The following is a 15,301-nucleotide window of genomic DNA, read 5'->3' as shown; positions in this document are numbered from 1 at the left end:
ATTTAAAATGAACTTTAAAGAACACAAAAGAGATATTATTGCAATATCTTCACTGGCAATAATTATAACCGCAATAACATTATTATTGCTTAACATTGACTGTAAAGTTGGAGTTTACTATGTTAGGGATGTCTTTTTCTATTTGAACAATGCCCTATTCTATGCAGGTTATGATACCGGAATGGAAGCCACACGTGGACTGTCTCCATTAATACCAATGATAACATCAATATTTTTCAGAATGGGATTCATATCAGATGCGACAATTATCATTGTCAGCAGCGTTTTTTACATATTTGCAGCTATTGGAATGTATTTGCTGTTAAGGCTGAAATTTGATGAAATCCTGAGTTTTTCAGGATCAATGATTCTTTCAACATTCCCGTTAGTCATCGTATGGGTCACCAAAGGAATGCTGGACATTCCCGCAATGTGCATTTCAATCTGGACAATCTATTTCACAATATTATCATTTAGAAAGAACACTAAATTTTTATATATCGCATTTCCACTGGCCATATTTGGATTCTTTGCAAGATTCACCGCATTGCTGACAGTGCCTGTCGTTTTAATGCAATTTTTACTGGTCAAAGATCCTATTTTAAATATAAAAAACAACATCAAAGACATAATAATCGGAATGGGTCTTGGAGCTGCTGTTTTGGCAATATTCCTTGGAATATATCAATACTTTAACATAGGCATGTTTTTCCTATCCCAGGGAGGAGACATTTCCAGCTCAAGCACCAATACTGTTGGCGGAACTGCAGTGATTAATGTATTCTATTATATTAAGAACTTTTTAATATATATCGGGACAGAAAAATTCGTTCCATACTCCTTAAAACCTGGAAGTTTCATAATAACCAAAATGCAATGGATTGGAGGATACCCTTCAATAACATCATACATTTTGGCAGCAATAATGGTTATCGGATTAATACTTGCCCTTAAAAAGTTATTCAATGAAAAGAACAGAGAAATATTGAAAAATGAGAATAAAACATTGAAATTAGCAATCTTTATAATTTTCCTTGCGTTATTCTTCTTAACCTACATCAAGATATCAATCATATTTTCAGTAATTATAATTTCAATAGCTCTTCTGGCAATTTACAGACTGCTATACAAGACAGAGCTAAATGACTTTACATTTGATTTCATCATGTTATACTGGTTTGTTGTGAATTTCGCGTTCTTTACATATTACCACATAAAAGTGGACAGATATTTCATGCCGATGCTTCCATTTGTAGCATATTTCGTGATTTTATCCTTGAATTTAATATTTGATAAAATAAAAACTATCAAACATGCTGATAAAATTAAAACAGTTGTCCCAATTGCATTAGTATGTCTAATACTGTTATGCACTGGAGTATTTGCACTTGGAAACTCACCGCATACCTTTGACAATCAAATGCACACTAATTTTGAAACAGCGGCATCTGAAGAAAAAGCTGTTTGCGAATGGCTAGTCAAACATGATCCGAATTATGCAAATAAAACCATATGGGCAGACAGAGGAGGAGACATGTCATTCAATCTGAAAATGGAGATTCCATCCTGTGAAAAGACATCGAATGAGACCAATTTTACAGATGAATTGATGAAAAATAATGTGACCTATTTCATTGCCAATTACAATAATACAATTGGAGAACCTTACGTTAAGTTATATCAAAACGGAGAAGTGTCTTTATACTATTATGAAAATGATAATTAATTATCAACATTAACATTTTACACAATATTAGAAACATATATAATTAAAAAAATTTAAAATTAATAACATAATTAACAAAAGAGGATAATATGAAAGTTGTATGCTGTAAGAACTGTGGTGCAAAATACCAACTCGAAGATAATGATGACATTACTACATTCGAGTGTTCTTCATGTGCAGGTGACCTCGAATATTTGGAAGAATATTCTGATGGAGAAACTTCATCTCGTTCATCTTTCATTAGTTCATTCAAGTATGATAATTCACATATTGTTCAATGTGAAGACTGTGGATTAAAATATAAAATAAAAAGCAGTGATAACATACTGGATTATGAATGTGACAGTTGCGGAGGTTCTTTAAGATATTTAGATGATGAATTGAACAAAGAACTTGACAACTACATTGAAGAAAGACGTAAAGAAGTTAAACACATCAGACAACAATCACAACCACAAAATTCAGAACCTGAAGAAGAACAGACAGAGGATAATGCACGCTCCTTTAAGTCAATTACTGGCAGATTGGAAAATTTCTTCTCTGAAGAGCATATGCTCGAAATTGCAAAAACTGAGCAAAAAGAGCAAGAGCTTAAAGAGGAAGAAGAAAGGAATTCCAAAACTGCAAGAACAACAATTCCTCAACCTGTTTTATCCAAATTTGGAAAAGAATTTGCTCTTCCAAAAACTAACGACTATAATATCTTGAAAAATTTCCTCAAAGATGAATTCTTTAAAGGAATGAACGAGTATTACCCTAATAATGAAAATGAAGCTTCTGAAAAATCATTTGGAAGCTTTATTGACAGGCTCACCATACCTGAACCTGAAACAGGAATAGGACTCTCATCTGGAAATGATTTCGATATCAAAAATATGGATACAAACAATACTATTCTTTTAATAGGTGCTGTAATTTTCATATTAAGCATTATTGAGATATTATTAATAAATAGCGGTGTTGGAATAGTTGCTCTATTTATCGGAGTAATTATCTTATGTTATGGTTTATATAAAAATAGAGATGTGAAAGAGACTGAAATTAGAACCAGAATCATCAGGGAACATTTATTAACTTTACCTGAAGATTACTACGTATTCTACAACGTTAAAACTCCAACATCAAATGCTAGTATAAACCATTTAGTTGTAGGTCCAACTGGAATTTATGCACTTCTCTCACAGAAATACAATCCAAAACTTAGATTAGAGTCTGAAAATGAAAATCTAAATCTAATCGGATCCAGCGAACTAGATGAAGATAAGATTGAAGAAGTTCCAACTAATGGAAATATGAGGAAATTTAGATACACTACAAAACAAGCTAAATTCTCTCAAGACAATAAAATCAAACAAAAAGCTTTGAGTTTAGGTGAAGATTTAATTAACTTCTTAAATGAGAACAATATTAGAAACTGTTTTGTTGAACCGTTAGTCGGGTTCATTAACAATGAAGTTGTTGTAATAAATATGCCTTTAACCGATGAAGACCTATTTATTGAAGAATTATTAAATCAAATCCAAACAAGTACTATTAAATTAGATTCTGAAACAATTGACAAATGTGCTGTTTTAATTAACAACTACTCTGCAGATTGTTCTTCAGAAATTTAATTTTTCTTTTTTTAATTTTCAAGCATTTCAAACTTGAGTACAGTATCTTTAGGAATGTCCTGATTTGCTTTTTTACCAATTACATCATCAATATCTGATGGAGAAATTCCCACTCCAGGCCTTTTAAATGCAATATGGGATTCATTGATTATCTCTCCACATTTGATATCCACATCTGAAACAATTGATTTTCTGATTTCCTTTCTGGTTAAAGATTCGCAAATCAAAGGCTGCTTATTCCTACGACCGTTAATCTTTGATAAAAATAAAACATTTCTCTTGAAATTAATTACATCATCGCCGTCCATTGCATATGAACTGTCCAAAGAGTCGATTTTTTTATCAAAAGTAAAATGCTTTTCCAATACGGAAGCGCCATAATTAAAAGCAGTAGTCAAAACCATCATGTTTTCATCAGGCATAGTATGATCGGAATATCCGATTTCATATTCCGGAAAATTCTCAGCCAAATCTTTAATCATCAAGAGATTTGCATCCTCATATCTTGTTGGAAATGATAAAACAGAATGCATAATGACAATGTCTGAAATTGAAACATCTTCAATAGCTCTGACGGCCTGTTTTATCTCACCAATTGTTGCACCACCGGTTGAAAGCAATATCGGCTTATTTTTACTTGCAACATGTTTAATGAAAGGAATATTGGTCAAATCGGAAGATGAAATCTTAAAAACATCCATAAATTCATCCAAATAATCAACAGATTCAAAGTCATTGGGTGTTGATAAAAAAACCACACCTATTTCATGGCAATACTCAGCTAATCTCCTGTATTCCTCAACAGTTAATTTGTCATATTTTCTCAATGAATCAAAATAGTCATTTGGAGATTCAATGTATAACTCATCAAAAATAGAAGAATCTCTTGAAATGATATTTTCTGAGGTGTATGACTGAAACATTACTCCGTCAACACCACAGGACTTGGCCTCGTCAATTAAAAATAATGCTGATTCCATTAAGGATATCTTTTCCTGATTAGCAAAATCAAATAAATTTAAACTGATGTCTGCAATGAGGAATGGGGATTTGTTAAATACTTTCATCATATAACCTGATTTAAATCTTTATTAAATTCGAATGTACGATAGTTCTCTTCAACAACAGAGGCGATATTTTCAAATCCATTTCTTAAATTGAATGAAAGCATTTTTTTATGCAAATTCAGCCTTAGCTCATAATCATTGACTAGTTTTGCAAATTCCTCAACCAAACTCTGAGAATCCACTGATTCACCTAAACCAAGATTGACAAAGCCGTTATTGATGTTTGCAAAAGTATGTGACATTTCCCTGTCATCCTTAGACAATACAATTGCAGGAACTCCAATAGAGCATATTTCATATAATGATTTGCCATTTGAAGTGAAAATCAGGTCCGCATTAAACATGAACTCACTGATATTTGAAACATTTTGATAAATCTGAACTAATGGATTTGATTCATATTTGGAGATAAGTCCTTCTAAGTTTTCATAGCTTCTTCCAACAATAACATCAATTCTTCCCTCATAGGTTGTGGATAAAATTGAATCAATGACTTTTTCTGTAAGATTTTGTTTGTCCACCTCTCCAAAATTAATTAAAACTCTATTAACTTCATTTTTAATAATTTTTGGAGGCTGATAATAAAACTCGTCATTTAATAGGAAATACTTATATCCAGTATAAACGTTTTCTTCGGACATATCATGTTCATATAACTCATCGAACACCACATCAGCATGTTGCATGCCCACACCTAAATCTTCAAAATTAACCACAAAATAACCATTTTCCTTTAAAGTTAAAATGTAGTCTTCTGAAGTGTCCAAAATATCATTGACAACAATTTGAGCACCAAATCCGTTTAAAATATCGAATAACTCTTTAAAATCTTCAAAAGTTTTATATGAATAATTTAATTTATCCAACTTATCAATGGCCAGTTGCTGATTTTCCCTTATCAAAAATAAAACCTTATGGAAAACCAATTTGGATGCAAGTGAAACGCATCTGTCAATATGGCGGGCTCCGATTTCATCATTTGCAGCCACCACCATTGCAATATTTCTACGCATCAAATAATTTTCAGCAAGCCACCAGTCCTCATATCTTTCAATGTTGACACTTTCTTCAGGAGACACTTCAACGATATCAATATTTGTGCCTAAACGTGAGTCCTCATGAACAAAGGAACGTCTTGTGGCTAGAATTGCGCCGGTTTCCCTGAAGGATTTAGGTAAATTCTCCTTACTTACCCTTTGAATATAATTCGGGAAATACCTGTCATTATTTTCATCATATCCCCAGCTTAAATGCCTGTCGTCAACGACTGAAATTACACTGTCAACGCTGAAGTCTTCGAATTTTTCAATTACCTTATCTAAAGTTTCCGCTTTTATTAATGGAGAAGTTGGCTGGAGCGTAATTATAATGTCATACTCATCAAATGCCAATTTTTCCTTTTGAATCATTGCATCATGGATAACCGGATCAAGAAGAACCTCATCAGTGGACAGTTCTTCAGAGCGCCTAACGACACTGGCTCCGAATTTTTCAGCTATCAATGCAATTTGAGAATCATCAGTAGTTACAACAACATCATCAACATATTGAGATTCCTTGGCAACACCAATAGAATAAGAAATGAGCGGTTTATTCTTGAGTAATCTCAGATTTTTACGGGGAATGCCTTTTGAGCCGCCCCTGGCTGGAATAACTACTAAAATCATATTATTATTAAACATATCTATCCCTTAAAATAACAAAATATAATAAATCCAATACTAAATATATTTATGATATAATATTAAATCTTCGGTGTTAATATGAATATGAAAGATATGTCTGAAAAGTTATTGAAAAAAATAAATGAATTAGCTACACCCGTAAAAATTATGCACGTGTGCGGTTCTCATGAACATACCATTATGGAAAATGGAATTAGAAGTCTGCTTCCGGAAGAAGTGGAAATCATCGCAGGCCCTGGATGTCCTGTGTGTGTAGTGCCATCACGTGAAATTGACGAAGCCTTGGAACTCATTGACAAAGGAGTTACAATAACAACATTTGGAGACATGTTAAGAGTGCCCGGTTCTGAAAGATCACTTGCTGATGCAAAAGCAGAAGGAGGAGATGTAAGAGTCGTTTATGGAATTAACAGAGCGATTGAGATAGCTGAAAAAGTAGACAATGATGTTGCATTCATCTCAGCAGGATTTGAGACAACAGCACCTACAACTGCTGCAGAACTTCTGGCTACACCGCCTGAAAACTTCTCAGTGCTCTCATGCCACAGATTGATTCCGCCTGCAATTGACTTTTTAATCAATTCAGGAGAAACCAGTCTAAACGCATTAATCCAACCAGGACATGTCTGTACAATAATTGGAACAAAACCTTTCGAATACTTCTCAACCGACTACGGAATACCTCAAGCAGTAGCAGGATTTAATCCGCTGGACATATTAATGTCAGTGTACATGATTTTAAGACAAATTCATAATGAAACACCGAAAATTGAAAATGAATACAAAAGAGCAGTTAAAGATGAAGGAAACGTCGTTGCACAGAAAATGATAGACCAGGTATTTGATGTAACCTCCAGAGAATGGAGAGGATTTCCAAAAATACCAAATTCAATCCTGGAAATCAAGGACGAATTCAGTGAATTTAACGCTCGTGAAAAATATGACATTGAAGTCAAAGATGTTAATGAAGCTCCTAAAGGCTGCATTTGCGGTCCGATTCTAAGAGGTCTTGCAAGGCCTGAAGACTGCAAATTATTTAGAAAAGCATGCAATCCTCTTCATCCAATCGGTGCATGTATGGTAAGTAAAGAAGGAACTTGTAACATCGCACACAGATATTCAAGAGGATAACCATGACAATCGAGGCAATAGCAGTAGACATCGACGGAACAATAACTGACGAAAAAAGACAAATTTGCATCTCCGCAATTGAAGCTTTAAGAAAAGCGGAAGCCGCAGGAATACCAACAATAATTGTTACCGGAAACGTAGTCAACTATGCATATGCTACTGAAGTTCTCATAGGATGCAGTGGAGGACTTGTATGTGAAAATGGAGGAGTCGTCTTTAAAGAAGGTGAAAACAACAATGCCGTTGAAATAATGGTGGATAAAAACTTCGTAACATCTGCTGAAAATCACCTTAAAGAGAAATTAGGCGACAAGTTTGAAAAACATGCATCTCATGACAACATGTACCGTTTAACTGAAACAGTATTCTACAAGACAATATCAAGAGAAGAAATAGAAGATGCCTTAAAAGACTTTGAATATCTGGACGAACTTGAAATTTATGACAGTGGCTTTGCACTCCATATTACCGATAAAAGAGTGAACAAAGGAACTTCACTGAGATATTTATGCGAAAGAAACGGAATAAATATGGAAAACGTGATGGCTATTGGAGACAGTCAAAACGATGAGGATTTCCTCAAGGAAGTCGGATACAAGATAGCCGTCGGAAATGCTGAAGACAAACTAAAAGAAATAAGCACATACTCCTGTGAAAAATTTTATGGCGATGGAGTGGCGGAAGCTATTGAAAAATTTGCATTATAGTGATAAAATGATATATGAAATAGCTAATAAAGCAAAAAGGGCCGTTGAAAACGAATGCGACTCTTATGAAATTTACATTGATGAATCCAAACTTATCGAGCTGGACTCAAAACAGGATGAATTGAACTTTGCAAAAGAGGAAATCGAGCAAGGTGTTGGAATAAGAGTAATTAAAGACAATAAAGTTGGTTTTGCATTCACATCAAATTTGGAAAAAATAGCTGAAACCGGAATGCAGGCAATAGAAAATACAAAACTTAACAAAAAAGATGAAAACTATGCATTCGCTGAAGTTGAAAAAGTAAGCGATGTTAAAAAAGTTTATGACAAAAAATTTAATGATTTGGACCTTAACGAATCCGTTGAATTTTTAAAAAATGTCATCACAACTGCAACTGACAGCGGATGTGAAGTAACAGGATCAGGTTTTTCCGCAAGTGAAGGAAGATCATTAATCCTAAACTCGAATGGAGTTTCAATAGAAGATGAAGGAACAGGATTCGGAGTAAGTCTTTCAGTGACTATCCAAGAGGACGGCAAAATTGCCACAGCATACAACTCACAGGCTTCAAGATTTTTCGATTTGGACGGTGAAAAATTAGCAAATGAAGTATGCAACCTTGCAAAAAGTTCACTTGACACAAAACCTATTGAAACAAATGATTATGACGTTGTTCTAGATTATTACGCTGCAACCGGACTTCTTCAAACATTTATCAGCGCATTCAACGGTGAAAATGTGATGAGGGGAAGATCAATTTTAAACGGCAAAATCGGCTCAGAAATTGCCAACCCAACACTCTCAATCATAGACAATCCTCTTTTAGAAAAAGGAATGTATACTGCAAAATGTGACGGAGAAGGAAGCGCATCTCAAAAAACCGATTTGATTAAGGACGGTGTTTTAAACTCATTTATTTATGACATTTACACCGCAAACAAGGCCGGTTTAAAAACAACCTCAAACGGATACAGAGGTTCATACCTAACCACCCCAATGATTAATCCGACAAATCTGGAATTTAAATTCAGTGAAATGAAGGATTTGGATGAAATCAACAATGGAGTCTTAACAACAAGCGTCTTGGGAGCCCATACCGCAAACCCAATTTCCGGAGACTTTTCAGTTGAAGCAAGCAACGCTTTTAAAATAGAAAATGGTGAGTTAACAGACCCTATCAATAAGGCAATGATTTCTGGAAATATCTTTGAAATTATGAAAAAAGTAGAAGGTTTAAACTCAGAAATCAAACAATACGGACCATACATAATTCCTAAACTGCTAGTGCATGATTTAAGAGTTGTTGGCCAAAATTAAAAAAAAAGAAGAAAAATTAAATCTTTTTTAATTTTTCTCTATATCTGTCAATTGTATCCTGCTTATAGTCAATGGACAGATATTGTGAAGTTAATTCTTTATTTTTATCAAAATCCTTTATTTTTTGTTTTGTGAGATTGTTAATGTCTTTATCTAGTTTTTTTAGTTGATTTTCAAAAGAATATTCTGATTTTCTCATGTTTAAATTTGTTTTACGAGCAATTCTTTCCAGTTCCTTATCCACATCAAAATCTTTTTTAGACATAATATCACTACATTTCAATAATAGGCAATTGAATCTCGGTTATGAACTCATCCTCATTGTCACAGTTATGTAAACCTTTTATTAGAACTTCCTTAGGTGATCCGATAATGTCATAGTGATTTTTTTGAGCAACTTCAACAAGCTCTGCATAAGTGTCCATAATTGTGTCAGTTGAACCGAAATGCTTTGCTGCCAATACCTTATTTTCAATCATGTCAACAACACGGATTCTGTCGGTTTCATCAGCATCCCCTTTAATTGCAATGCTGACATCATAAACTACATCACCTTGATTTACTTCATGTCGTGGTGAGAAATAAACAATGAATGGTTCTCCTTCAGTTTCTATCTCTTCTGCATCAACCCAACCCATTAATATAGAGAGAAATATTCCTAAATCTTCAATTGGAGTTTTACAGTTAATTACTCCTAATTTTTGTTCTGGAATAACTTTTACTTCATAATCCATAATTACACCTTACATTAATTTTAATCCTAATTAAATAAATAAACTTCTACTTCCTCACCTTCATCCACCAACTCGACTAATTTCGGAATCTTCACATAGCCGTCAGCAGTTGAAAGTGAAAAGATTGCTCCTGAATCCTTGAATATAGGTTGAATGTTTTCTCCATCGACCTTAACCAGTTGGTATTGCATCCTTCCAACTTGAGAATGGATTCTTTTAGTAATTTTACCTTTTATGGTTTCAAGTTCAAAGTCCTTGTCAATTCCTGCAAGTCTTGTTAGAGGCTCTGCCACAAATGCGTTGAATATCATCAGGGCAGATACAGGATTGCCCGGAAGTCCTATGACAATTTTGCCGTCAATGACCCCTACGATTGTAGGTTTTCCAGGCTGAACTGAAATTCCGTGAATATAGACTTCACCAAGCTCATCGAGAACATGCTTCAGGACATCACCAAGGCCTGCAGAGGTTCCGCCGGAACACAACAAGACATCAACATCCTTTAAGGATTCTGTGATTTTTTCCTTGACTTCATCATAGTTGTCCCTCATTACTCCCAAGAATTTTGCATCCGCACCGCAGGAAATTGCATCGTTTTTAATCATACCACCATTTACATCATAGATTTTTCCAAATGGAAGGTCTTCACCTTGAAGTGTGATTTCATTACCTGATGAAACTACACCAACTGTCGGTTTTTTATAAACTTCAATAGTTTCAAAACCCTGTGAAAGCAAAACACCGATTTTTCCAGGATTTAAAAAGTCCCCTTTTTTAAGAATCAGATTGCCTTCTTCAATGTCAGATCCCTTTTTGGCAACATCCTGTGAAGGTGTTGCGGTTGTAAGCAAATTGACTTTTCCATCCAATTTTTCCGCGTATTCGACCATCACTACAGCTTCAGCACCTTCAGGCATGGCCGCACCGGTACTGATTTCAATGCATTTGCCTTTTTCGACTTTCTTATCAGTGATTGAACCTGCTTCCAAAAAGTCGATGACTTCCAGGGTATTCGGAGATTCCTCAGATGCGCCGAAACTGTCTTCAGCAAGAATTGCAAAACCATCCTTCAATGCCTTATCAAATGGAGGGAAATCCATTCTTGAGTAAACATCCTCAAATAATATTCTGCCGTAAGATTCAGTTACTGCTATTTCTTCACTTTCTGCAGTCAAGTTCTTGTCAAATAAATCTTGAATAATATCGATTGCCTCATCGCATTCCTTTATTTTTAAAAATTCAGTTCCCATAGTTATCTCTCTTATATATTATCCAATAAATTAATATATAATATATCAATAAATATATAAATAATTTAATCTAATGAGAAATTATTATATTTTTTGGAGGAGAGTATTTGTCAAGACCTAATAACAATAATCAACAAGAGTACAGAAGGGTAAGAACTCCTAAAAAAGGAGAAATACCTGGAGTAGTTGAACAAATCATGGGACACGGAAAACTAAAAGTTCGCTGTGCTGATGGAAACATAAGAATGACCAGAATCCCTGGAAAAATGAAAAAACGTATTTGGATTCGTGAAGGAGACGTAATCCTTGTAAAACCATGGGACTTCCAAGCCGATGAAAAAGCAGACGTAATTTGGAGATACACAAAAACAGAATCCAACTGGCTTGAAAGAAAAGGCTACTTAAAAATGTAGTCTTACTACTTATTTTTTGATATAAATGGACCCTAAAGTAGCTAAAGCAGATAAAAAACATGCGAAAATTCACTCTGAAAAAAGAAGAAAAGACAATTCAGAGAGAAAAACCGGAAATGAAGTTTTTGATAAAATAACATTGGAAACATTATACAAATTAGCTAATCAGGGACATATTGATATTTTAAACGGTGCAATTAGTACCGGCAAAGAGGCTAATGTTTTAACTGGAATCACCGATGATGAAAAGTTCATTGCAGTTAAAATATACCGAATTGCAACTTCTGATTTTAAAAAGATGGATTACTATCTTAAAGGCGATCCGAGATTTAACGTTAAAACCAAAAACAAAAGGAAAATCATATACTCATGGGTTACAAAGGAATTCAAGAACCTGACAAGATTATATGATGCAGGCGTTACCGTACCCAAACCGATTACCAGTGCAAACAATGTATTGCTGATTGAATTCATTGGCGATGAAAACGGAAATCCTGCCCAACCAGTCAGAAACCAGCCACCACAAAATCCAGATGAATTCTGGAACAAATTGCTTGTGCAATTAAAACTATTTGTAAATGAGGCAAAACTAGTTCATGGAGACCTATCCAACTACAATATCTTAAATTTGAATGAAGAACCAGTAATCATTGATGTTTCACAGTCCGTCGTACTGGACAATCCTATTTCTAAAGAGCTTCTTGAAAGAGACATAAACACTCTTGTTCGTGAATATACCAAACTTGGCGTTGAAACTAGTTTTAAAGAAGTTTGGGAATATGTTAGCCCAAAATTTTAAATATAAATAATTACAAATACCATTTTGGTAAAAAAAAGATTACATTTATTGATTATTAAAATGGGGATTTAGTAAATGACTAACAATTTTTTTTCAATTATTAACAAATCATGGTTGCTTTTAGATTCTGAAGAACTTAAAATATATTCAATAGTAGTTTTTATTTTAAGTTTTGTTGGAGGAATAGTCGCTTCGATTCTGATATCCTCAATAAATCCAACAAACATATTCTTCACAATATTTTCTTTTACTATAATAAGTGCACTTATGGCAATTTTTACTTATAAAAGAGATTGGTTTGATAGAAAATATGGTTTAGTTTCAAAATATCATATCGGAATGAGTTATCAAGTTGTATTTTATTTTATAGGTATCTAAATTTAGCTCTTTCACTAATATTCTTTTATCCAAATCTAAAAACTCAAGGCCCTATTAATGCAGCCATAATGTTTTTATCACAGCAAATACCATTACTTTTCATGTTATTGAGACTTAATGTATTTGATGATGAAAATTGCCGTGTCAAAAAAGAAGATGAACTGGGAAACATCCATTATGAAAATACATTAGGATATAATCCTATAATTTATTATTTTATTGGATTTCCAATAAGCATATTAATTGGAATATGTTTAACTGACTATGTAAAAGACATTCTAGTTTCATCATATTTTACATCCAACTTATTGCAATCAATATTTTTAATAGCCGCATTATTCTTGTTATTATCCCCAGATTTGTTGGATAAAATATTGCCATTTAATCTTAGAAGCTGGAGAGGTACAATAAAATTATATATACTAATAGCTGTAATTCTCGCAATATTGCGCATTTTTATAATTTAAAAACCAATTGACAAATTTTAAATAAATATTTTTAATCTAGAAATATATTATAACAATTTTTCTAAGTATTCCTTAAGTTCTGGAAGCTCCACTTTCATAGTTTCCCAAACCAGATGTTCAATAACATTTTCATAATCATGAGCATGAATATTCCGCATTGCTTTTAAACTATTCCAAGCAATATCTGGATGCTGGTCTTTGAACTCATCGGACAATCTACCAATATACTCTCCAATTTGGATAATGTTAAAAGCACATGCTCTTTGGTAATGGTCATTGGCCAAATATTCATTAAAATCATCACCAAAATACTCAATATCACTTGCTGTTGCTTCACAGTATTCTATGATTTTCTTAATATGTTTTTCATCTTTAGCGTTCATAGATTATAACCACATCTTTTTTGATTTTGTTTAAAAATTCCTTATTATGACTGCATGATGAAACCAAATCAACATGACATTTGAATTCATCTTCCAAGTCTTGAACAAAAGACATATATTTAATTAAAGAAGTCACATCCCCATCATCCATGATGAAGTCCAAATCACTGTCGTCACTTGCCTCATTTCTAGCATAAGATCCAAAAAGACATAACCTATTAACCCCATGCTTAATGGCAATTGGAATGGTTCTTTTTGTGATTTCTTCAATTGTAAATATCATTAAAAACACCTAATGAAAATTAATCTAATTAATATTTAATTTTAATTTTATATTAAATAAATATTTTTTTATGGAGAAAATTAATTAAACAATTAATCCAAACTTCATTACAGAAAAATGTTATACCGAGACGTGAGTAAAACATCTTTTCTACGGAATATGTGAGCCCAAAATTTTAAATATATTCCTCAAAAATCAACTAAATTAACATCACCTCAAATCAGACAACTCAATTGCCAACCGAATTACTGATTATACAGTCAATACATTTTTAATGTTCAAAATCAAAAATTGAAGATATGAAAGGGATTTTTAACGTTATTGAAAAATATTTTTTTATAATAATATTGGTGGCAGTAGCTATTTCTTTAGTTTATCCTAATTCATTCAAATGGGTTTTAAGTGAATATAATGGCATCAATATTCTTAATTTACTTTTAAGTGTTGTTCTTTTTACAATGGGAACCACACTGAAAACAGATGACTTCATTAATGTGTTAAAAAATCCTAAGGCAATTGGGGTTGGAATTTCAGCGCAATATATCGTAATGCCACTTATAGCAATTGTTCTTGCAAGGGCATTTTCTCTTGATACCGCTTTGACAGTCGGACTCATTCTTGTTGGAACAGTTCCTGGAGGAACCGCATCAGACGTCATTACTTTTCTTGCAAAGGGAGATGTGGCATTGTCCGTTTCTTTGACTGCAGTATCCACCGTAATTTCACCAATATTAACTCCATTAATCACATTATTGTTAATAGGCAATAGAATTCATTTCAATCCTACAGACATGTTCATTTCAATTGTCCAAATAGTGATTGTTCCAATAATTTTAGGTTTACTCTTGAATTACTTATTCCCTGACTTTTGTGATAAATTAAAACATTATTTGCCTACAGTATCATCAATCGTAGTTTGTTTAATTGTTGCGGGAGTGATTGGAGCCAACAAACAAGCAATTTTAACTTCATCAACAATAATACTCATTGTCATCGCTCTACAATACATCATTGCAATGTCACTTGGGTTTGGAATTGGACGTCTTGCAGGAATGAATAGAAAAGAGACAGTCACAGTAGCTATCGAACTGGCATTTCAAAATTCAGGCTTGTCAACAAGCCTTGCAAAAACTCATTTCCCAAACCTTGCCCAGGCAACAGTTCCAGGAGCGCTTTATTCAGTCTGGCAGAATTTTGCAGGATCAATTCTTGCCTATGCATTCAGAAAATATCAATCCTAACGGCAGGAATACAAGTTTATTCATAATATGTATTTAGTGCCAAAAATCTATAACCTCCTTTTTTAGAGTTTAATTTTTAAAATAACCAATTATAATCTAATTAATC

At 33.4% G+C, this 15,301-nt stretch carries 17 protein-coding genes; 10 read left to right on the top strand and 7 right to left on the bottom strand.

The window, feature by feature from the left end; translation table 11 throughout:
* Window positions 1–7: 7 nt before the first annotated feature.
* A complete protein-coding gene (locus tag ACKI30_RS09445; RefSeq protein ID WP_407411911.1) occupies window positions 8–1,726 on the top strand; it encodes an ArnT family glycosyltransferase in 1,719 nt (572 codons plus the stop codon).
* Between the two features lie 89 nt (window positions 1,727–1,815).
* On the top strand, window positions 1,816–3,339 hold the full coding sequence (locus tag ACKI30_RS09440) for an NERD domain-containing protein (protein WP_407411909.1): 1,524 nt from the start codon (window positions 1,816–1,818) through the stop codon (window positions 3,337–3,339).
* Window positions 3,340–3,350: 11 nt separating this feature from the next.
* On the opposite strand, the gene ACKI30_RS09435 is transcribed toward ACKI30_RS09440, so the two are convergent.
* Window positions 3,351–4,406 carry an N-acetylneuraminate synthase family protein gene (locus ACKI30_RS09435; RefSeq protein ID WP_407411907.1) on the bottom strand — a complete coding sequence of 352 codons (1,056 nt, stop codon included), beginning with the start codon at window positions 4,404–4,406 and terminating at the stop codon, window positions 3,351–3,353.
* On the bottom strand, window positions 4,406–6,088 hold the full coding sequence (locus ACKI30_RS09430; protein ID WP_407411905.1) for a cytidylyltransferase domain-containing protein: 1,683 nt from the start codon (window positions 6,086–6,088) through the stop codon (window positions 4,406–4,408). Before ACKI30_RS09430 ends, ACKI30_RS09435 begins: the two co-directional genes overlap by 1 nt.
* Window positions 6,089–6,175: 87 nt before the next feature.
* Between ACKI30_RS09430 and hypD the strand changes: the two genes are divergently transcribed.
* Genes hypD through ACKI30_RS09415 form a run of 3 tightly spaced genes read left to right on the top strand, consistent with a single transcriptional unit; the run spans window position 6,176 to window position 9,247 of the window.
* Window positions 6,176–7,222: a hydrogenase formation protein HypD gene (gene hypD / locus ACKI30_RS09425; RefSeq protein ID WP_407412058.1), complete on the top strand. Its 1,047-nt coding sequence runs from the start codon at window positions 6,176–6,178 to the stop codon at window positions 7,220–7,222.
* A gap of 2 nt (window positions 7,223–7,224) precedes the next feature.
* Window positions 7,225–7,929, top strand: a complete 705-nt coding sequence (locus ACKI30_RS09420) for a phosphoglycolate phosphatase (protein WP_407411903.1) — start codon at window positions 7,225–7,227, stop codon at window positions 7,927–7,929.
* A gap of 7 nt (window positions 7,930–7,936) precedes the next feature.
* A complete protein-coding gene (locus ACKI30_RS09415) occupies window positions 7,937–9,247 on the top strand; it encodes a TldD/PmbA family protein (RefSeq protein ID WP_407411901.1) in 1,311 nt (436 codons plus the stop codon).
* Between the two features lie 16 nt (window positions 9,248–9,263).
* On the opposite strand, the gene ACKI30_RS09410 is transcribed toward ACKI30_RS09415, so the two are convergent.
* From ACKI30_RS09410 to glp, 3 genes are read right to left on the bottom strand one after another with little or no spacing between them, the layout of a single operon-like run.
* Entirely contained in the window at window positions 9,264–9,512 is a 249-nt protein-coding gene (locus ACKI30_RS09410) for a hypothetical protein (protein ID WP_295162167.1), read from the bottom strand.
* A gap of 7 nt (window positions 9,513–9,519) precedes the next feature.
* Complete coding sequence (locus tag ACKI30_RS09405; RefSeq protein ID WP_407411899.1) at window positions 9,520–9,981, bottom strand: GyrI-like domain-containing protein; 462 nt, start codon at window positions 9,979–9,981, stop codon at window positions 9,520–9,522.
* Window positions 9,982–10,007: 26 nt separating this feature from the next.
* Window positions 10,008–11,231: a gephyrin-like molybdotransferase Glp gene (gene glp / locus ACKI30_RS09400; protein WP_407411897.1), complete on the bottom strand. Its 1,224-nt coding sequence runs from the start codon at window positions 11,229–11,231 to the stop codon at window positions 10,008–10,010.
* Window positions 11,232–11,338: 107 nt separating this feature from the next.
* Here glp and eif1A point away from each other — a divergent pair, with 107 nt between their 5' ends.
* The 4 genes from eif1A (at window position 11,339) to ACKI30_RS09380 (ending at window position 13,288) form a co-directional block, all read left to right on the top strand.
* The gene (gene eif1A / locus ACKI30_RS09395) at window positions 11,339–11,644 is read left to right on the top strand and encodes a translation initiation factor eIF-1A (RefSeq protein ID WP_292739265.1); all 306 of its coding nucleotides are present in this window, start codon (window positions 11,339–11,341) and stop codon (window positions 11,642–11,644) included.
* A 25-nt stretch (window positions 11,645–11,669) separates the two neighbouring features.
* The gene (locus tag ACKI30_RS09390; protein WP_295162162.1) at window positions 11,670–12,443 is read left to right on the top strand and encodes a serine protein kinase RIO; all 774 of its coding nucleotides are present in this window, start codon (window positions 11,670–11,672) and stop codon (window positions 12,441–12,443) included.
* Window positions 12,444–12,518: 75 nt separating this feature from the next.
* On the top strand, window positions 12,519–12,821 hold the full coding sequence (locus tag ACKI30_RS09385) for a hypothetical protein (RefSeq protein ID WP_407411895.1): 303 nt from the start codon (window positions 12,519–12,521) through the stop codon (window positions 12,819–12,821).
* Between the two features lie 101 nt (window positions 12,822–12,922).
* The gene (locus tag ACKI30_RS09380; RefSeq protein WP_407411893.1) at window positions 12,923–13,288 is read left to right on the top strand and encodes a hypothetical protein; all 366 of its coding nucleotides are present in this window, start codon (window positions 12,923–12,925) and stop codon (window positions 13,286–13,288) included.
* A gap of 47 nt (window positions 13,289–13,335) precedes the next feature.
* Here ACKI30_RS09380 and ACKI30_RS09375 read toward each other — a convergent pair whose 3' ends face one another.
* Window positions 13,336–13,671 carry a DUF86 domain-containing protein gene (locus ACKI30_RS09375; protein ID WP_296852839.1) on the bottom strand — a complete coding sequence of 112 codons (336 nt, stop codon included), beginning with the start codon at window positions 13,669–13,671 and terminating at the stop codon, window positions 13,336–13,338.
* On the bottom strand, window positions 13,661–13,954 hold the full coding sequence (locus tag ACKI30_RS09370) for a nucleotidyltransferase family protein (RefSeq protein WP_058739896.1): 294 nt from the start codon (window positions 13,952–13,954) through the stop codon (window positions 13,661–13,663). Before ACKI30_RS09370 ends, ACKI30_RS09375 begins: the two co-directional genes overlap by 11 nt.
* Window positions 13,955–14,253: 299 nt before the next feature.
* On the opposite strand from ACKI30_RS09370, the gene ACKI30_RS09365 reads away from it, so the two are divergent.
* Window positions 14,254–15,195: a bile acid:sodium symporter family protein gene (locus tag ACKI30_RS09365; protein WP_407411890.1), complete on the top strand. Its 942-nt coding sequence runs from the start codon at window positions 14,254–14,256 to the stop codon at window positions 15,193–15,195.
* Window positions 15,196–15,301: the final 106 nt, after the last annotated feature.

The sequence above is a fragment of the Methanobrevibacter sp. genome, from assembly GCF_045539575.1.
GTDB lineage: Archaea > Methanobacteriota > Methanobacteria > Methanobacteriales > Methanobacteriaceae > Methanocatella.
This window is presented reverse-complemented; position numbering and strand designations above follow the sequence as displayed.